General features: G+C 65.0%; 20 protein-coding genes and 1 pseudogene. 9 read left to right on the forward strand and 12 right to left on the reverse strand.

The window, feature by feature from the left end; genetic code table 11:
- Nucleotides 1-202 precede the first annotated feature (202 nt).
- Nucleotides 203-703 (reverse strand): annotated as a pseudogene (locus ACFK0J_RS22955) (Clp protease N-terminal domain-containing protein); the annotation flags it as partial.
- A gap of 598 nt (nucleotides 704-1,301) precedes the next feature.
- Between ACFK0J_RS22955 and ACFK0J_RS22960 the strand changes: the two are divergent.
- Nucleotides 1,302-1,736: a DUF4189 domain-containing protein gene (locus tag ACFK0J_RS22960; RefSeq protein WP_378730517.1), complete on the forward strand. Its 435-nt coding sequence runs from the start codon at nucleotides 1,302-1,304 to the stop codon at nucleotides 1,734-1,736.
- A 69-nt stretch (nucleotides 1,737-1,805) separates the two neighbouring features.
- Here ACFK0J_RS22960 and ACFK0J_RS22965 read toward each other — a convergent pair whose 3' ends face one another.
- Together ACFK0J_RS22965 and acpM are read right to left on the reverse strand one after the other, a co-directional pair.
- Entirely contained in the window at nucleotides 1,806-2,249 is a 444-nt protein-coding gene (locus ACFK0J_RS22965; RefSeq protein ID WP_378730520.1) for an SRPBCC domain-containing protein, read from the reverse strand.
- Nucleotides 2,250-2,297: 48 nt separating this feature from the next.
- A complete protein-coding gene (gene acpM, locus ACFK0J_RS22970) occupies nucleotides 2,298-2,603 on the reverse strand; it encodes a meromycolate extension acyl carrier protein AcpM (RefSeq protein ID WP_378730523.1) in 306 nt (101 codons plus the stop codon).
- Nucleotides 2,604-2,737: 134 nt separating this feature from the next.
- Between acpM and ACFK0J_RS22975 the strand changes: the two genes are divergently transcribed.
- Both ACFK0J_RS22975 and ACFK0J_RS22980 read left to right on the forward strand, forming a co-directional pair.
- Entirely contained in the window at nucleotides 2,738-3,700 is a 963-nt protein-coding gene (locus ACFK0J_RS22975; protein ID WP_378730526.1) for a MerR family transcriptional regulator, read from the forward strand.
- A 125-nt stretch (nucleotides 3,701-3,825) separates the two neighbouring features.
- Complete coding sequence (locus ACFK0J_RS22980) at nucleotides 3,826-4,380, forward strand: EF-hand domain-containing protein (protein WP_378730528.1); 555 nt, start codon at nucleotides 3,826-3,828, stop codon at nucleotides 4,378-4,380.
- 13 nt (nucleotides 4,381-4,393) lie between these two features.
- Here the strand turns inward: ACFK0J_RS22980 and ACFK0J_RS22985 are convergent, their stop codons facing one another.
- From ACFK0J_RS22985 to ACFK0J_RS22995, 3 genes are all read right to left on the reverse strand, one after another.
- On the reverse strand, nucleotides 4,394-5,125 hold the full coding sequence (locus ACFK0J_RS22985) for a DUF2071 domain-containing protein (RefSeq protein ID WP_378730531.1): 732 nt from the start codon (nucleotides 5,123-5,125) through the stop codon (nucleotides 4,394-4,396).
- A 121-nt stretch (nucleotides 5,126-5,246) separates the two neighbouring features.
- Nucleotides 5,247-7,238, reverse strand: a complete 1,992-nt coding sequence (ligA, locus tag ACFK0J_RS22990; RefSeq protein ID WP_378730533.1) for an NAD-dependent DNA ligase LigA — start codon at nucleotides 7,236-7,238, stop codon at nucleotides 5,247-5,249.
- A 43-nt stretch (nucleotides 7,239-7,281) separates the two neighbouring features.
- Nucleotides 7,282-7,713, reverse strand: coding sequence for a nitroreductase family deazaflavin-dependent oxidoreductase (locus tag ACFK0J_RS22995; protein ID WP_378730535.1), 432 nt, complete (start codon nucleotides 7,711-7,713; stop codon nucleotides 7,282-7,284).
- A 133-nt stretch (nucleotides 7,714-7,846) separates the two neighbouring features.
- Between ACFK0J_RS22995 and ACFK0J_RS23000 the strand changes: the two genes are divergently transcribed.
- Nucleotides 7,847-8,674: a hydrolase gene (locus ACFK0J_RS23000; protein WP_378730537.1), complete on the forward strand. Its 828-nt coding sequence runs from the start codon at nucleotides 7,847-7,849 to the stop codon at nucleotides 8,672-8,674.
- Nucleotides 8,675-8,715: 41 nt separating this feature from the next.
- Here the strand turns inward: ACFK0J_RS23000 and ACFK0J_RS23005 are convergent, their stop codons facing one another.
- Nucleotides 8,716-9,156: a VOC family protein gene (locus ACFK0J_RS23005; RefSeq protein WP_378730539.1), complete on the reverse strand. Its 441-nt coding sequence runs from the start codon at nucleotides 9,154-9,156 to the stop codon at nucleotides 8,716-8,718.
- A 179-nt stretch (nucleotides 9,157-9,335) separates the two neighbouring features.
- On the opposite strand from ACFK0J_RS23005, the gene ACFK0J_RS23010 reads away from it, so the two are divergent.
- Nucleotides 9,336-10,082, forward strand: coding sequence for an aminoglycoside phosphotransferase family protein (locus ACFK0J_RS23010; protein WP_378742963.1), 747 nt, complete (start codon nucleotides 9,336-9,338; stop codon nucleotides 10,080-10,082).
- A gap of 100 nt (nucleotides 10,083-10,182) precedes the next feature.
- Here the strand turns inward: ACFK0J_RS23010 and ACFK0J_RS23015 are convergent, their stop codons facing one another.
- A complete protein-coding gene (locus ACFK0J_RS23015; protein WP_378730541.1) occupies nucleotides 10,183-10,764 on the reverse strand; it encodes a hypothetical protein in 582 nt (193 codons plus the stop codon).
- Between the two features lie 800 nt (nucleotides 10,765-11,564).
- Between ACFK0J_RS23015 and ACFK0J_RS23020 the strand changes: the two genes are divergently transcribed.
- Nucleotides 11,565-12,209 carry a hypothetical protein gene (locus tag ACFK0J_RS23020; RefSeq protein ID WP_378730542.1) on the forward strand — a complete coding sequence of 215 codons (645 nt, stop codon included), beginning with the start codon at nucleotides 11,565-11,567 and terminating at the stop codon, nucleotides 12,207-12,209.
- Between the two features lie 27 nt (nucleotides 12,210-12,236).
- On the opposite strand, the gene ACFK0J_RS23025 is transcribed toward ACFK0J_RS23020, so the two are convergent.
- Nucleotides 12,237-12,548: a hypothetical protein gene (locus tag ACFK0J_RS23025; protein ID WP_378730544.1), complete on the reverse strand. Its 312-nt coding sequence runs from the start codon at nucleotides 12,546-12,548 to the stop codon at nucleotides 12,237-12,239.
- Nucleotides 12,549-13,048: 500 nt separating this feature from the next.
- Here ACFK0J_RS23025 and ACFK0J_RS23030 point away from each other — a divergent pair, with 500 nt between their 5' ends.
- Complete coding sequence (locus ACFK0J_RS23030) at nucleotides 13,049-13,276, forward strand: hypothetical protein (protein WP_378730545.1); 228 nt, start codon at nucleotides 13,049-13,051, stop codon at nucleotides 13,274-13,276.
- Nucleotides 13,277-13,284: 8 nt separating this feature from the next.
- On the opposite strand, the gene ACFK0J_RS23035 is transcribed toward ACFK0J_RS23030, so the two are convergent.
- A complete protein-coding gene (locus ACFK0J_RS23035) occupies nucleotides 13,285-14,082 on the reverse strand; it encodes an SAM-dependent methyltransferase (RefSeq protein WP_378730547.1) in 798 nt (265 codons plus the stop codon).
- Between the two features lie 401 nt (nucleotides 14,083-14,483).
- A complete protein-coding gene (locus tag ACFK0J_RS23040; RefSeq protein WP_378730549.1) occupies nucleotides 14,484-14,867 on the reverse strand; it encodes a PPOX class F420-dependent oxidoreductase in 384 nt (127 codons plus the stop codon).
- A 343-nt stretch (nucleotides 14,868-15,210) separates the two neighbouring features.
- On the opposite strand from ACFK0J_RS23040, the gene ACFK0J_RS23045 reads away from it, so the two are divergent.
- Nucleotides 15,211-15,834: a glycine-rich protein gene (locus ACFK0J_RS23045; RefSeq protein WP_378730551.1), complete on the forward strand. Its 624-nt coding sequence runs from the start codon at nucleotides 15,211-15,213 to the stop codon at nucleotides 15,832-15,834.
- Between the two features lie 104 nt (nucleotides 15,835-15,938).
- On the opposite strand, the gene ACFK0J_RS23050 is transcribed toward ACFK0J_RS23045, so the two are convergent.
- Nucleotides 15,939-16,793 (reverse strand): GNAT family N-acetyltransferase, encoded by an 855-nt coding sequence (locus ACFK0J_RS23050; RefSeq protein WP_378730554.1) that lies wholly within the window; start codon nucleotides 16,791-16,793, stop codon nucleotides 15,939-15,941.
- 164 nt (nucleotides 16,794-16,957) lie between these two features.
- Between ACFK0J_RS23050 and ACFK0J_RS23055 the strand changes: the two genes are divergently transcribed.
- Nucleotides 16,958-17,464 carry a CUE domain-containing protein gene (locus tag ACFK0J_RS23055; protein ID WP_378730556.1) on the forward strand — a complete coding sequence of 169 codons (507 nt, stop codon included), beginning with the start codon at nucleotides 16,958-16,960 and terminating at the stop codon, nucleotides 17,462-17,464.
- The last annotated feature ends 6 nt before the right edge of the window (nucleotides 17,465-17,470 follow it).

The raw sequence follows: 17,470 nt of genomic DNA on the forward strand, positions 1-17,470 counted from the left end.
CGGCGCGGTCCCTCAGCTCCTGCTCTTCACGTTGTAGCGCCTGCCGGGACTCTGTGGTGAATCTTCGCATTCCCATTTCGAGGACTGCTCGCGCTTGCGTTTCGGTGAAGCCGAACTGCGTGCTCAAGCTTCCGACGGCGTCCCGTTCGGACGATGCGTCGGCGACGAGATCGACCAAATCACCACGCCGATCGATAGCGTTGATCATGGCCGTCAACGTCGAGATCCGTTCCGTCACTGCGACGCCCGTTGACGGCCCCGCAGCCGCGGAGCCTGCCAACTGCTGGATAACCTGCTGGCGCACCCGGTCGAGGTCGGCGCCCAACTTCACGAGCACCTGCGCGGCGACGCCCGCACCCTCGCGGATGGTGCCGAGCAGAATGTGCTCGGTGCCGATGTAATTGTGGCCGAGTTGCAACGCTTCGCGCAGACTCAGCTCCAAGACTTTTTTGGCCCGCGGGGTGAACGGGATGTGACCGGACGGAGCCTGCTGGCCCTGACCGATGATCTCCTCCACCTGGCTGCGCACGCCCTCCAGCGAAATGCCGAGCGATTCCAGCGACTTGGCCGCGACACCCTCACCCTCATGGATCAGCCCCAGCAGGATGTGCTCGGTGCCGATGTAGTTGTGGTTGAGCATCCGGGCCTCTTCCTGGGCCAGGACAACGACACGCCTCGCGCGGTCGGAAAATTTCTCGAACATCGCTCTCCCATCGGCCACGCGAAGACCTCCCGCTTGGCGGCCCGAGGCCCTTCATAACGATCCCACAGGCGTTCGCCATCCCCCGACGAATCGCGGTGATATCTCTGGGTAGTTCCATGTCCGACTTCGACTTTCGACCTACCGGACTGCCCTGCCCGAACCCTGGACGCGCAGACACTCTGGCCCGCCGAAGCGGCAAACAATCCGGCGATGGTTGCTGTGCTCTGCTCAGTCCGAGCCGGGACCGTGTCGGTACGTAACGTGTTGGTCGCCAGCACGATTCAGCTTATGCGGGCGAAGGCGGGACTGTGGGATGGACGAACTTCGACCAGGGCAGCTGTGGTGCTCATGGCGGCGGAGGCAACTGCGGTGGCTGGCGCTGCGAGGCAGGCGCAGACTGGTGCCGCCAGTGCTCGCCGCGGCCACGGCATTGGCAATGACCGTCGGCACGATAATGGTGTTCGGACACATCGGGTTTCCTGCCACTGGATTCGGCCCAGGATCGGCGTTCGGAAATGAATTGGGCGAATCGGACAGTGATCCGCCATGATTCCTTGGGTCAACGTCCACAGCACGTGTTCACAAAGGAAAGTGCTAGATGAAGTTCATGAGTAAGGCCGTCGTCGCGGTGGCGGCAGTGGGTCTCGCGGCCGGGTCGGTGATCGGTGCCGGTACGGCGAATGCGGCCGGTCTCCACGGCGCGATCGCGTTCAGTGTCGAGAACTTGATCTATGGCACAAGTATCGATGCGGCGAGCCGCGAAGCAGCCATAGACGAGGCGCTCGCCTGGTGCGGTGTGGACGGCGCCTCCGACTGCACCGTTTTGGTGGACTGGTCCGACGGCTGCGGCGCACTCGTCTACAGCGACAACGCGGTCGCCACCGGCGCCGGCTTCAACCGCTCGGCCGCGCTGTTCGCCGCCTACGCCAGCCTTGCCCGCTACCACCCGCCGGCACTGCTGGCCAACGTCGGTTCCGCGGACAAGTCGGGTACAGAGATCAGCGAGGTGCTCTGCACCGCCAACGCGAACTGACCAGAGTCGGCGCGGAAGGTCCGGAACCGATTGGATTCCGGGCCTTCGACATAGTTAGCTAGCCGCAGATCAGTGGTGGATCACCTCCCCCAGCCGCGGCAGGACGAGACGCTTCCGATGTCGCTCCACGGCGTTGCGGACCATCTTCTGTCGCCGGTCCTCGACATCGAAACCGGTCTGCGTCAACAGAAGTCGTGTTCCACGGCCCTGCGTCAGCATCGTCCAGTCGACAATCCACCGGGCCGGATACTCGAGCTGCGGGTAAATCGCGCTGTAGGTCAATTGCTTACACCGCTCCGCCGTGAGCACTTCGCAGGCGATCTCGCTCGCCGGTGCGGCCGGGATTGTGAATCGGAAGCGAGTACCGACCGAGGCGGCAAACCCGTCCGGTCGAAACAGCCACCGCTCCAGTAGATCCGGTCCGGTCAACGCGCGCCACACGGCATCCGGTGGCTGGGGAAAGAAGCTGCCCAGCTCGATCGCAGCAGGATTCAGCTGTGGATCAGCAATCACCGACGCTCCACCTCGCCAAGGCGCTGAGGACTGCCCGGGCCGGTGGACTCAATTCGCTTGCCCTTCCTTGAATTTCGCCTCCATCTCGGCGGCGAGCTGCGGCTGCTCGGCCTCCATCTTCTGGACGTAGGCGACCGCGTCGCCGACGGTTCTCAGGCTCGCCAGGTCCTCGTCCGGGATCTTCGCACCGTACTTGTCCTCCAACTGCACGGCGATCTCCACCAGGGACAGCGAGTCGATGTCCAGATCTTCGATGAAGAACTTCTCGGCCGTCACCTCGGAAGCTTCGATTCCGGTTACTTCCTCGACGATCTCCGCAATGCCGGCGACGATTTCTTCCTGCGTGGTAGCCACGAACCATCCTCCTCGGTGTAATCACATCTCCCAGTACGCCACTCGCTTCCACCACGGCACTGGTTCCTCCGTGTGGGTTCGAACGGCAGTGCCAGTACGCTAAGAGCTCCACCGGGGTGGAGGTTCAACAGGTTGTGACAGACGACACACAAACCGGCATGCTGGTGAGCATCGGGGAATTGGCTCGCACCACCGGTCTTGCGGTGCGAACGATCCGGTTCTACTGCGACGAGGGCATTCTGGAATCTCGCCGCAGCGCGGGCGGGCATCGAATGTTCGATGCCGCCAGCGCCACCGAACGACTGCTGCTGGTCCGGCGGTTGCGCGCGCTCGGTTTGGGGCTGAGCTCGATCACCGAGGTGTTGCATGGTGAGCAGTCGATCACTGAGGCCGTCGCTGCCGAAAGTGCGCGACTCGATATCGAATTCAGGTCGCTGGCGTGGCGGCGGGCGTCCCTGCGGGCGGTCGAGTCCGCTGCTCCGACGCAGCGGGCCGAGCGACTCGCATTGCTGGCCGCCGCGCAAGACGGTGGTGCGGCACACGATTGCCTACTACGGTTCTGGCGGCGAATCCTCGCACCGATACCTCGGCACGACGTCGACATCTACGTGGGCTGGAATGTACCGGAGCCACCCGCTGATCCGTCCGTCGACGAGGTCGTCGCCTATGCCGAGTTGACTGCTCTCGTCGCCGACCCAGCAATGAACGGCGCTGTGCGACAGCAACTCTGGCGGACTCAGCCGGAGCTGATTCGCGACCCCCGCGGACTGTACGTGGACGTGGGCGACGTGATGACGGACGTGGTGCCCTACATATCCGCGGGCGTGCGCCCGCACAGCGGCAACGAACTCGATCGATTCGTCAACGCCCATGCCAGCGCGCGAGGGGAACGCGATTCTCCGCGCTTTCGCGAGCAATTGCTCGTCGACGCCACCGACGGCGACCACCGGATTCATCGTTACTGGGCGCTGACAAGGCAATTCCTCGGAACTCGTGTCACCGTCGGGCAAGCCCACAACTGGGTGTACGACGCGCTGGCCCACTCCACCGGTGCACCAGCAGCGTTACGCCCTTACGGTTCACCACGTTACGGTTGAGCGCCGGACATCCGGGTTCTTGGCGTGGCGCGGGCGGGATCAGTGAAGAATTCCGCTGGTGGCCGACCGGCTACGGTGGCGGCGATGTCACGATCGGGTTCGAGTGAATGGGGCAGGCCATGGAGATGAGCGAGTTCTTGACGCGCAAGCTGGAGCGACGCTTCGAGACATTCGATTTCGACGGAGACGGCCGAATCGCGCGTAGCGATTTCGAGGACTCGGCGCGGGCGCTGGCCGCGGAGTTCGGCCACGAACCGGATTCGCCTGCCGCGCAACGGTTACTACACCTGAGCCTGCAGCTGTGGGGGCGTCTGGCATCGGCGGGCGACGTGAACATCGACCGATCGGTCGACCTGGCCGAATACAAGGAGGCTTTCGCGGAAGGCCTGCTGGTGACCGAGGAATCATTCGACCAGGGCTATCGGCCCTTCCTCGAGGCGATCATGGCGATCGCGGACGTCGACGGCGACGGCAAACTGAACGCCGAGGAGTACGTCCGCTGGACGGGGGCACTCATGCACCTGCCCGCCGACGACGCCCGCGAAATCCACCGCAGGCTCGACACCGACGGCGACGGCTTCGTCACCACCGACGATCTGCTCCAAGCCATCCACGACTATTACTTCGACGAGAATCCGGAAGGTGTCGGCAGCTGGCTGCTCGGCAAGCTACCCGGCTGACGCAAATTCAGGATCAGACCATAGCCGGTATCTGCATCGGTGCGGTGACGTTCCAGGTGGCCGGGACGTCACGCATGAGCAACGTGCAGTCGAGAGTTGCACTGCCGCGCGGGAACCGGGTCTGGTCGTCGAAAAAGCTCGACCGGACAGTATGCGTGCGAGCCGGGTGCACCTGCCATTTGTCCGTGTTCAGCTCGAGGCCGTCGAGGCGCCTGCCATCACGGCTGGCGGAGAAACCGGTAGAACCGTGGCGGAAGAAGTCCGAAGCCGCAGCCAGATCGGGGAACACCGTACTGCCCTCGAACTCGTCGACCGCGCGTACATCCATACTGACCCGCGTCGAATTGTCCCTACTCGTGTAGGCGACGTGCAGATCGTGCCCGCTCTCCTCGACGTCGAAGCGAGCGAAGCTGTGCACACCTGGGAACAGGCGCCCGCCGAGCAGCACATTCAATGGGGATCCGCTGTCCCGGCGCGGAATGTAGACGCCGCTCTCGACCCCCTCCGGACCGTCCCACTCGACCGCAATGCGATGCGCGGCATTCTCGCTGCGCACTCCGACCGAACTGGGCAGCCCGACCGGACGGACCTGACCGAGCCGAATGAGACAGATCCCCGCGACTGCCCAGTCGCCGACCAGATGCGGTCGCAGTGGCGCCGGAAGCAGGTCCGCCGCAACGTCGGGTTCGACGCGGTAATTGACCAACAGACGTCTCTCGATGACACTCGAAATTTGAGGCATCATTTAACGGTCCTCTCCTCCGGAGTCGACTTCATCGCTGTTGCGGCGGATAGCGACCCCTCCGGATTCGACGGTACACGGACTCGCCTGGCACATATTCCGGCCCCGACAAGCCCGCCGAGGTCTAGACAACCTTGGCGGCAATCAGCAGATCCCAGATCTCCCCCTGGTCGACGACCTCGACACCGAGTTTCTCCGCTTTGGTCAGCTTGCTCTCACCGACTCCCGCACCGGTGATGAGCAGATCGGTATTCGCCGAGACCGAGGACGCCGCCGTCGCGCCCGCGTGTTCACACAGGCGTTGGAACGTCGGGCGGGCAACCTTCTCACCCGAGCGCGGGTCACTGATAGCGCCGGTGATCACCACCGTCTTGCCCGCCAGGGGCGCGCCGGCGGCAATGACCGGGGGAAGGTCCTCTTCGCGCACGTCCAGACTGACGCCCGCCGCTCGCAGCCGCTCCAGTTCCGGACGCAGACGAGTGAGGTGCGCGACCAGCGAGGCGGCGACCTTGGGTCCGATATCCTCTACCGCCACAAGCTTTTCCTCGCCCGCGTCGGCGATCTCCTCCAGGGAGCCGAATCCCGCCCGGGCCAGGCGAGCGGCGGTGCCGTCGGAGGCCATCGGGATCGCCAGGCCGATCAGCGCGCGGCGCAGGCCGACCTGTCGGCTGGCATCGATCGAGTCGATCATGCGCGCGGCCGAGACCTCGCCGATGCGGTCGAACTCGAGCAGGCGCTCCTTCGTCAGCGTGTAGAAGTCCGACGGGCTCTCCAGGATGCCCGCCTCGGCCAAGCGTTCGATCCACACCTGCCCGATGGCGTCGATGTCGGCGGCGGCCCGCGACGCCCAGTGGATCAGTCTGCGCACCGTCTGTGCGGGGCACGAGACGTTGGTGCAGAACAGTTCTCGGCTATTGCCCTGCTCGGTCACCGGCTGCTCGCACGAGGGGCAGGCGGTGGGCGGCACGATCTCGCGCTCCTCGCCCGTGCGCTTGGCGGCGTCCAGAACGCCTGCCACGAACGGGATCACGTCGCCCGCGCGGCGCACCAGCACCGTGTCACCGACCTTGATGTCACGGGCGCGGATCACCTCTTGGTTGGCCAGCGTGGCCTTCGTGACCGTCGTGCCGCCCACGAACACCGGCTCCAGCCACGCGACCGGGACGATTTTGCCCGTCTTGCCGACGTCCCAGACCACCTCGCGCAGCAGTGTGGTCTTCTCCTCGGCGGCGAACTTGAACGCCAGCGCGCCACGCGGGGAGTTCGAGCGAGTCCCGGCCGCCGCGTAGGCATCTCGGTCGGCCAGCCGCAGCACCGCGCCGTCGAGGTCGTAGTCCAGCTCGTTGCGGCCTTGCTCGATCGCGCTGATCGCCGCCTGCGCCTGCTCGGCGTCGGTGCACAGCCGCATCTGCGCACCCGAAACTCCCAATGCCCGCAACCCCTCCCCCAGATCGACCGCAGCACCGCCGGCGGAGGTATCCAAGTCGAAGCCGAAAAACCGCAGGCGCCGCTCGGCGACCGTGGCCGGGTCCTTGGCCCGCAGCGTGCCCGCCGCGGCATTGCGCGGATTGATCAGCGGCTTGTCCGGATGCGCCGTGTTGTAGGCGAGAAAGGTCGACCGCAGCATCACCGCCTCGCCACGCACCTCCACCCGCCCCGGGACGTCGATCCGCTCAGGAACGCCATCGACCAACGCGCGGACCAGCACGGTCACGTCGTCACCGGTAGTGCCATCACCCCTGGTCACCGCACGCACCAGCCGCCCGTCCTCGAAGACCAAAGCCAGGGACAAGCCGTCGAGCTTCGGCATCACCACCACCGACTGGCCGGGAAAGCGGTTGAAGAAAGCCGCGACCTGCTCAGGCTTGGTCGCCTTCTCCAGCGACAACATCGGTCGCGAGTGCCGGATCGGGGCGTGCAGCACCGCGGGCGCGCCGACCTGCTCCAACGGATTCGGGTCGGGCGTGAGGTCGGGGTGCGCCTCGATCAGGCCACGTAACTCGTCCTCGATCGCGTCGTACTCGGCGTCCGCGACCAGCGGCGAGCCCTGATAGTAGGCATCACGCAGCGCCACGATACGGTCCGCGAGCTGCCGGATATGTTCCCCAGTTTCCACAGCCTCCGACGCTACCGATAGCCACCGACACGCACTTCGCCCGCTACTTCGGTTCGAGCACGAACACCGGGATCTGCCGGTCGGTCTTCTCCTGATACTCGGCGTATGGCGGGTAGGCGGCCACCGCCCGTTCCCACCACTCGGTGCGCTCGGCGCCCTCGACCTCACGCGCGACGTAGTCCTTCGTCACGGTGCCGTCCTGCAGCGGGAACTCCGGGTACGCCTTGATGTTGTAGTACCAGGTGGGGTGCTCGGGAGCGCCGCCCTTGGACGCCACCACCGCATACTTGCCGTCGTGTTCCACACGCATCACCGGGGTGTAGCGCAGTTTTCCGGTCTTCGCGCCGCGCAGGGTCAGCAATACCACTGGCGACCCGAGAACCTCGACGCCTTCCGTGGTCCCGGTCTCGAGGATCTGCTTCGTCTGGTCCTGTACCCACCCGGTGGGGCTGAGTTCTGCGGATTCACTTGCCATGACCACGCCAACAATCCTTGCGTCCGCCTTGTTCCCGCGCCGTCAACCTACCGCTGATCCCCTGTGACAGTGGACAAATACGTCCCATGAATGTGTTGACCTCGAGCGCACTCGAGGTTCAAGACTGTCGGATATGACGACATGGATTTGTGACGGATGTGGACTCGAACACGCGGCGGCCGAGACACCGCCCGCCGCCGACGGCTGCGTCTTCGCCACCGACGAGGTCAGCGTCGAGGAACGCGGCGACCTCGGACCCCACGGGCAATGGACCACCCACGACGAACTGGCCCGGCAACCACACACGACCGAACACCGCGACCACGGACGCGGCGTGCACAGCCTGCGCCGCGAACCGAGATTCGCGATCGGCCACTGGTCGTTTCTCGTACAAACTCCGCGCGGCAACCTGCTGTGGGATCCGCCCGCCTACATCGATGACGACGTCGTCGGCATCGTCGACCGACTCGGCGGCGTCTCCGTGATCGCCACCAGCCATCCGCATATGTTCGCCGCGCAGGTCAGCTGGAGCCATACGTTCGGCAAGGCGCCGGTGCTGGTAAACGCCGCCGACCGGGAATGGGTACCGCGCCCCGATCCGGTGCTCGAGTATTGGACGGATCGCACCCAGCCGTTGCCCGGCGTCGAGCTCATCCAGCTCGGCGGGCACATGCGTGGCAGTTCGGTCGCACTCACCGCCGACGGCACCCTGCTCACCGGGGACACCATCACCGGCAGCCTCGCCCCCGGCTGGGTAACGTTCCAGCGCAACTTCCCCAAGCACATACCGCTCTCGGCCGCCGTGGTGCGCCGCATCGTCGACGGGCTCGAACCGTACGAGTACGACCGGCTCTACACCCTGGGCGGTCACACGATCGATCACGACGCCGCGCAGGCCGTCCGCCGGTCGGCCGAGCGGCATATCCGCTGGGTCAGTGGCGAATTCGATCATCTGACCTGACGGAGCCCACATGTCGGGCGGTCCGCCCTGCTGGGGTCCCGTCAGTTCAGCTGCTCGGCCAGCCCGACGATGATGCCCTCGGGACCGCGGACGTAGCAGAGCCGATAGCTCTGCTCGTATTGCTCGATCTCACCGACGAGTTCGGCACCGTGGACGCGCAGGCGGACAACAACGTCATCGATGTCATCAACGGCGAACATGATACGACGAAGGCCGAGCGTGTTCGCCGGCGCGTTTCTCGGCTCAGCGCTGATCGGCTTCGGGCTATGGAACATCGCCAACTCGACCCGACCGGGTCCGTTCGGAACACGCAGCATAGCGACGTCCTGCCGGACATCGTCGACCCCGATGACCCGTTCCACCCAACGTCCCTCGACCGGCCCCCTACCCTCCAGCTCCATACCGAGTTCGACAAAGAACGCAATAACAGCATCGAGGTCCTCGACAACAATGAGAACGTTGTCCATCCGCTGAATCGCCATAGCCCTATCTCCTCCGCTAGTAGGCCCCAACGTTTGGTGCGCACGACAGTAGTGACCAACTGCGACACGGAAACTCATCGCCGGACGACCCGCCTTTCGCCTGCGGCAGCACCTAGTCGAATTACTTGCGCAGGTGGGGGTGCGATAACCCGATGACGTCGGTGGTCATCCCCGCAATAATGGCCGACGTGGAGGAGGTCGAGGTCGTCGTCGCCCATTACGAGCGCGCGACCCTGCGCGTCGGTGACGTGTTCCTGAAAATCGACGTTGATCAGAGGCACACCGACGTCGAGGTCGCGGCGATGGGTATGGCGCCGATCCCAACCCCGGAGGTCCTGTGGCGCAAGCCGCCCGTGCTCGCGCTCGCCGCCCTGCCAGGCATGGCACTCGGTCGCCTCGGCGAGCCGTCGACCGCGTCATCGGCGGCGTGGGCCGCGGCGGGTGCCGCCGTGCGGATGCTGCACAACGCGCCGCTGCCGCCATGGCCCGGCCGCAGCCTGGACGAGACCGCGATGGAGCTCGACGGCGAATGCGCGTGGCTCGTCACAAATGGCGTCCTTCCCGCCGACCTGGTCACGCGCAACCGCCAGGTTGCCGAGGCTGCGCTGCGGCCGTGGACACCGGTGTTCACCCACGGCGACCTTCAGGTCAGCCACGTATTCGTCGACGGTGACGAGATCACCGGCATCCTCGACTGGTCCGAGGCGGCCCAGGGCGATGCCCTGTACGACCTCGCCACCTTGACACTCGGACACCAAGAGCATCTCGGCGACGTGGTCGCCGGCTACGGCACCGACGTCGATCTCGACGTGATCCGCGCGTGGTGGTCGTTGCGAAGCCTGCGGGGGGTCCGTTGGCTGGTCGAGCACGGCTTCGACCCGACCTTGCCAGGCTGCGAGGTCGACGTGCTGAGATCTCGGATGTGAGCTGCATGAGCCCGACGACTCCGAGTGCGGTTCTACGGCATCTCCGGACATCAGCGTAAGTCGTTCCGCGCGGCAGTGACCGGCCGAGACACGCTGCGCTTCACCACGTCCGCTGATCGCGGAGCCAGCCGTCCACCAAACCGAAGACTCGTTCCGGCGTGGGATCGGACTTGATCATTGCGCTGATTCGCTGGGCTTGTGCGGTGGTGGGCAAGAAGCCGACCAAGAGGGCGGGGAGGAAGAGTCTGCGGGCCAGTAGCTCTTGTGCCGATGTCAGCTGCGGCCTGCGGACTACCGAGACGTTGACACGGATCGCGTGCTCGTTGCCCGGCGGCGCGCCTGGTCGGTCGGACTCGATTGCGGCGTACCGAAATCCATGCGCGAGGTTGCAGGCGGAGCAGTTCATCGGTCCGCGACCGAGTCGGTTGCCGCACTCGTCGCAGACGATCCGATCGAGCGCGGCGTCGACGATTCGCCAGTCGTGCTGTTCGGGTTCGGCAGCTATCAGTCGAGCGACGTCGAGTTCATTTTCGCCCTCCCACTGATCGAAGAAACGATGCCACTCCTCCTCTACGATGCCATCGACGAGGAGCCGACATCGACGGCACTCGGGTGCTCCACCGTATTCGTAACCGCCGCACTCGTCGCATCGCACCAGAGCGGCACCGACCGCGGGTCTCATACTCGCAATCATCGCGCCGCCTCCGCGATCAGCGCCAGCGAATAGATCAAGCCACAGACTCGTCCGTCGGGCAGCACTTCTCGATCGCGCGGATCCCACCGTCATTCTGGCGGGACTTCTGGTTGAACATCCGACCAAGGTAACGGGCCAGGATAGGCTCACGAGACCCAATGGTGGAGAGCTCGTGTAAATCCTGTGATGACGTGTGGATGCATGCCTCGACACGAAAATGCCGCTGCGCGGGCGTTCGCCCAGTCCGCGCTCGTTCCAGATGGGTTGGTCGACACAGGCTCCGGTGCCCACGAGCTCGACTGCCGTGTAGAACCGATCCATGCCAGCAACAGAGGACGAGTCGGATTACCTTCGTCGGATCGAGCTGCTTGCCCACGCAGTATGCGATAGTGCGTTCGACGAGGGATGGCTCAGTTATCCACCTGATCCGGACGCTGCGACGCCACTACAGCGCGCAGTGAACGAGCTTGCTCGCAACCTGCGGCAGGTCCACTTTGAAGGAGACGGCTGTTTGGACGACTAACAGGATGTCTCGTGTCGCCCTTGTCGTCGCTGGTGCTATCGGCAGAGACGACCACGGGTCAGCTTCCGACCGAATTGCTTGACACAGAACGCCTTACGCTGCCTTTCGAACGTCGGCTCCGCTCAGGCGGCCGAGTGAGCCCGTCACCGCGGGGTTGCTCATGCGAAAATGGCGCATGACCATAGATGGGCTTGCGGTAGCGCATCGGTTGGTAGCGCAACGCTTTCCCGACGCCCGGGCCGCGTGGCTGGGAGGAAGTGTTGCCATGGGAATGGCAACCGCCGCATCGGATCTCGATATCACCGTGCTGCTCGCGGGACCGCCCGCCCCGTACCGCGAATCCTTGCATTACCAGGACTGGCCAGTTGAGCTGTTTGTACAGACCGACCAATCCCTGCACCACTTCTTCGCTGCAGAACGCAAACGAGGACGACCGAACACGCTGCGTTTGATCGGCGCGGCGACCGTCCTGGTGGATAACGACGGCAGTGGTATTCGGCTGCACGACTGGTGCGCACGCCAGCTCGCCGCCGGACCGGAAGCACTGACCGACGAGAAAATTCGCACAGCCCGGTACGGGATCACCGATCTGCTCGGAGATCTGACCGCCACCGACGAACCCGACGAGCGTCTGATGATCGCTTCGATGTTGTGGCACAGCACAATCGAACTACTCCTCAGCGGACATCGTCACTGGACCGGCAGGGGTAAATGGTTGCATCGCGAACTCGCCGCATTCGACCACGAAACCGGCACGAACTACACCCAGACCCTTGCCGAGTCGATGCGCTCCGTCGCAGCAGGATCCACCGAACCGATGGTCGCCGCGGTCACCCACATCCTGGATCTGTTCGGAGGCCCGCTATTCGACGGGTTCCGTCTGCGCGGGCCCGACGCTGATTCGCACTGACAGTCAGCCGGTGTCCTCGCCGAAAAGCTATGCCCGCAGGTGGCCTACGTTGCGGGTATCGGTGTCGAGAGCCGAAGCGAACAGGGCATACTCGCGCGGCGGGACGCACACAGTGCGGTGCGGAAAATGACCGAGCGCCATCGACCATCGCTCCGCCGATGTCACCACCACGCACCCGCCAGCGGCGTGGGCGTCCAACCATGACCGCATACCGCGGGCGTCGACACTTGGCAGATATCGAACTGCCTTCGCCCACGCGAATCCGGCCACATTGCTCGCATCGTTGAGCACGGCAACAACCACCGCGCATCCCGGTACGGAGTCGAGATCGATCAACACGACATACCCCTGCCGTCAGCCGTCTGGCACCGCGACCGGCAAATGGGTACGCGGTGCACCCATCGCGCCGACCATGCCCAGCCCACCCTGGAACACAGTCGATGCTTGCCTCCACCCTACGACCAAACCCACTGCGGCATAGCCCAATTCCGATGACGCACCGTCGCAGGGGTCGACGTGCTGGAACAGTGCATGCGAGTGCTGGCATAGCCGCAGCGCGCCCGGGATCACCCCGCCGGAACGAAGCGGCCTTGGCCTGCATGACTGGACCGGTTGCAGGACAGTAGAACTCGGCTACCGTACGGTTGCCGCGCACACCGGGAACGGTGTGGTCATCCGCGCCGCGAGCCTGCTGCCTCCGGCCAAACGACGTGTTGGCTCAGGCCGCGTTCAGCGCGGTCGTAGCCGAGCCGCTCACCTGGCCCCGAGCCAAGGGGCGGTGAAAATCAGGGCGTTTCAGAACAGGTCGGTCACTTTTAGCATGAGGGCTCGACCTGAACATGAAAGGCAATGCTTTGTCCATCAAAGGTTTTACATTGACAGTGCTCGGCGCGAGCGCAATCATCGCCGCTGCCGGAACCGGCCCGGCGGTCGCCGAGATCAAGCTGGAGCCGGCTGCTCCACACGTCGAAGTACAGCCCGTCGGCGATACCCCCACCACCGGCTCCGCAACCGGCTCAGCCTGTTTCCTGCCGCTCATCATCGCCGGAAAAGTGGTCGGCTGCTGAGCAGGTCGTCATGGTTTTCTGGCGACGGCGCAGTACGCGCCGATCTCGCGGGGGGTGCCGACTTCGACTTCGTTGGGCCGCCACTGGGTGATCGAGACGAAACCCGGCGCCACCATCTCGAGGCCGTCGAAGTATCCGGCGACCTGCTCGCGGGTGCGCGGGTGATAGGGCACGCCACCGCTTTTGGTGTATTCCTCGCACAGCTTGACGTAGCCCTCGTCGTCGGTGGTGCCGTCGTAGAGGATGAGGTAGCTGCCGGCGGGGACAGCGTCCATCACCGTGCCCACGACTGGGCGTGCGTGGTCGTAGGTGGGGACGTGACCGAGCACGCCCATGAACATCACCGCGACCGGCTGGTCGAAGTTCAGAATGTTGGCGGCGTCGGCGATTATCCGTTCGGGTTCGGTGAAGTCGGCGTTGATGTAGGTGGTGACACCTTCGGGGGTGGTGTTGGTGAGCAGGGCGTGGGCGTGAGTCAGCACCAGCGGGTCGTTGTCGACGTAAACGACCTTCGACTCCGGCGCAACGGCCTGGGCGACCTCGTGGGTGTTCTGCATGGTCGGCAGGCCGGTGCCGATGTCGAGGAACTGGCGGATGCCAGCTTCCCCGGCGACGTACTGCACCGCTCGGATCAGGAACTGGCGCGACTGCTTGGCCATGGTGGTGATGTCGGGGTAGATCGCGACGCTGGCATCGCCGACGGCCCGATCGATCGCGTAGTTGTCCTTGCCGCCCATCCAGTAGTTCCAGATGCGCGCCGAGTGCGGAACGTCGGTGCGAATCACCGGCGCGTGATCGTCGGACATGGGATTGGACTCCTCCAGAAAAGTCGAAACAACGGTTCTTGAGCAGAGGGCGTGGCGCGTGCCGGTCTAGCTTGCGACAGTACAAGATTCGCCCGCCTGAGGTAGTCCGGATCTGTCGCACGGCGAAGAATGCTCTGCCGTCTACCGGCCGAGCGAGCGTACCGCGGACTGATAGGGGTTCGAATCCCATCCTGCGCTATGGCAAACACCGCTGATCACCTCCAACTGGCTGAGCAGTGGCGTTACGTCACGCCCGCTCTCGGTGGCAATCGATCAACACCGTTGATCAAACGGCCCCGAGCGCGGGACGGACCTCGACGGCGACTGACCGACCGCTTTGCCGGACCTACCGCTGACGGAGGTAAATCTTGCTCAGCCGGAATCAGCCGCACGAGAGTTGTTCAGACGGGCGTGATCTCGATGCCCACAGTGCCGGATTTGCCGCGACGCAGAATGCTGCCCATCACGATGACCGGACCGAGCAACCAGTACTTGCGCTTGAGAAGTTTCCGGACCCGTTCGGTGCCGTCGGCGTCGAGAACGTGGCCGATTCCCTCGACGATGTCGCCGCGAGTCCGCTTCCCGCTGGGATCACAGGTCTGCACGGTCAGCGCCGGATTATTGCGCAGGCGCTTGACTTTCCAGCTGTCGGTGGCCGTCCAGACATAGAGCTTGCTGTCGTCGAAAACGGCCCACATGGGCGCGCTGACCGGAGTGCCGTCCTTCCGGAAGGTGGTCAACAGGACGTAACCGCCCTTGCCGACGGTGCCGAGAGTGTTCGTCATACGGGCAGCCTATCCGGCTGTGCTGCGCGGGCTCGTCGCGCTTCCTTCCGGCACAAACCGAAACAGCGTATTGCGGATCGTCGATGCGGTTATGCTGCGGAGGTTCGACAAACGTGCAGTGGGGGTTACTATGCTCGTTCGTGTTGGCTTGCCCGGTAGGGGCGGAATGCGGTGGCGGGCCAGCAGATTCGCCGCCGGAATCATAGTGACGGCGGGATGCGTTGTCGCCGCGCCGGGTACGGCCGCTGCGGAGCTACCGCCCGGCTGTAGCCGATCCGGCGACACGGTGACGTGCATCTACCAATTTACCGGCGGGGAACAGACTTTCGAGGTGCCGACCGCGGTGACCTCCGTGCGAGTGACCGCTATCGGCGGCCGAGCCGCATTCAACAACGACTATCCCGGCGACATGGTCGTCGCGCCGCTGGACGTGGTGCCGGAAACCACCATGTACGTCATGGTCGGCGGTTCGGGCGGAGACGGTCCGAACCGCGGCGGTTTCAACGGCGGCGGCCCGGGCGGCGGGGGCAACTTCCCCGGCGTGGGTGGCGGTGGCGCCTCTGATGTTCGCCTCCTGCCATCCGATGCTCCGGGCAGTCTGCAGTCACGGCTGGTCGTCGCCGCGGGTGCCCCTGGCCCGAGCGGAATCCACAGTCCCGGCCGGGGCCGCACGGGCGGCGATGCGACCACCGAGGCGGGCGGTAGGGGCGCGACTCCCGATTCGGGTGGTGCGGCAGGCTCGGACGGCGTGTTCGCCGCAGGCGGCGCGGGCGGAGACGGCTACTGCGGTGGTGGCGGGGGTGCGGGCGGCTACTACGGTGGTGGCGGTGGCGCTTCCGCGCCGAACCTGCTCACCTGCGGTGACGGCGGCAAGGGCTCATCCTATGGTCCGGCCGACGCCGTGATCAGCCGCCCGCGTCCGGTCGAAGTCGCTGTGGTCAAAATCCACTATGCCGCGCCGAGCTGACGCAGGGCCGAAGACGAAGCTGTCGACGGCACGCTTGGCTCAGGCACGATTCGGCGATCTACCCGGCTGGCCGGGGCGACGAGTTACGTTGCGGGGCTGTGATTTCAGAGGAACTGTCCGCTGGCCAGATATGGTGCCGGGGTCGGCATGTCGCGGACGGCGAGGTAACCCTCCTGGCCGATGCGGAGCCCCGCCGCCAGCCCGACGTCGACTGCCCACTCGTTGGCAGTGGTGATGCAGTTGACGAGCGTTTCTGCCTGCGCGGCGGCGAGCGCTTCCCAGAGCAGGTTCGCCGCGGTGCGGTGATCAGCCGCGGCCAGCAGAATCGGACGTCCTCGGTCGTCTAGGTAGACGTATCCCGGCTGGTCGCCGGCGCGGGACACGACCAAGCGATGTCCGGTCAACAGATATTGGTGATCGGCGCCATGACCGGCCCCGCGCAGCTGCTGGTCCAGCCGGTTCATCCAGTCGAAATCGTCGGCCGATCCGTCGGACAGTCCGGTCACCGCCGGAAGCGTGGAGCGGTCGACGGTGCCGATCATGCGCATCTGGGGGTGCAGCGAAAATCCGGCCAATCGGTAACGCCGGGTGGCTGCGGGATGCACGCTCGAGGAGAACATCCCCTGGCGACCGTCGGCGTGGGTCAGGACGGCGTCGAGCAGCCGTCTCCCGATACCATGTCCCTGCTGACCGGTCAGGACGCCGTAGGTTGCCAAGTACCACAGACGATCTCGGTTCTGCGAGATCGCGAATCCCACGATTTGCTCGCCGTCGACCGCAACCCAGCAGCCGCGCGGGTCGATCTCGAGGAAGTAGCGCATGCGATCGATCCACCGCTTGGTGGCCTGGTCCGATCGAGGTTCGGGCTCGGGCTCGCTGACTCGTCGATCACGCCGATCGCTATCGAGGAATACTGCGTCGGAGGCGCGTTCAGCGCTGGGTAGGTCGTCCACATGCATCGGCCTGACCTCTACGCAACCCATTCATTCACAGTACGAATGACTCAGTCCCGGGGAAACTGATTTTCCGGATCAGCGATCATGCAGCGACCGGCGACCACGGACTGCCAGATGCCTGACCACTCCCCTGGACAATCCGGACCATCGGCGGCGAAGATGGCTCCATGTTCCGACGCGCCGGTGTCGACCCCGCGGTCGAACAAGTCCGAAAGCTGGCAGATTCGCTCGAGGTGCCGCGGCCGTGGAATCTGGAAACGTTCATCACGCACGTTGCGGAGCGGGTGGGCAAGCCGATTCTGATTGTTCCTCAACAAGATCTGACCACGGGTGGATTCCCGTGCGGACTGGTCGTCGAACGCGCCGACGATATCGTCATCGTCTACGATGCGGCCAGCTCCGGCTACCACACCGACCACATCGTGATGCACGAGATCGCCCATCTGTTGCTCGATCATGCCGGATTCGTTTCGCCGGGAGCCCAGCGCCGGACGCTCGCGGCACTGTTCCCCGACCTGGATATCGATAGCGTGCTGCGCGTGCTGGCCCGCAGCGATTACGACGATATCGACGAGAACCAGGCCGAACTGTTCGCGTCGATGCTCATGTCCAATGTCGACGTCGACGTCAAGCGGCCGCGTTCGGTGCTCGGCCGCTTGGTCTTTCAGCGCTGAGTCCCG

It is taken from the genome of Nocardia brasiliensis (genome assembly GCF_042691675.1).
GTDB classification, from domain to species: Bacteria; Actinomycetota; Actinomycetes; order Mycobacteriales; family Mycobacteriaceae; genus Nocardia; species Nocardia brasiliensis_D.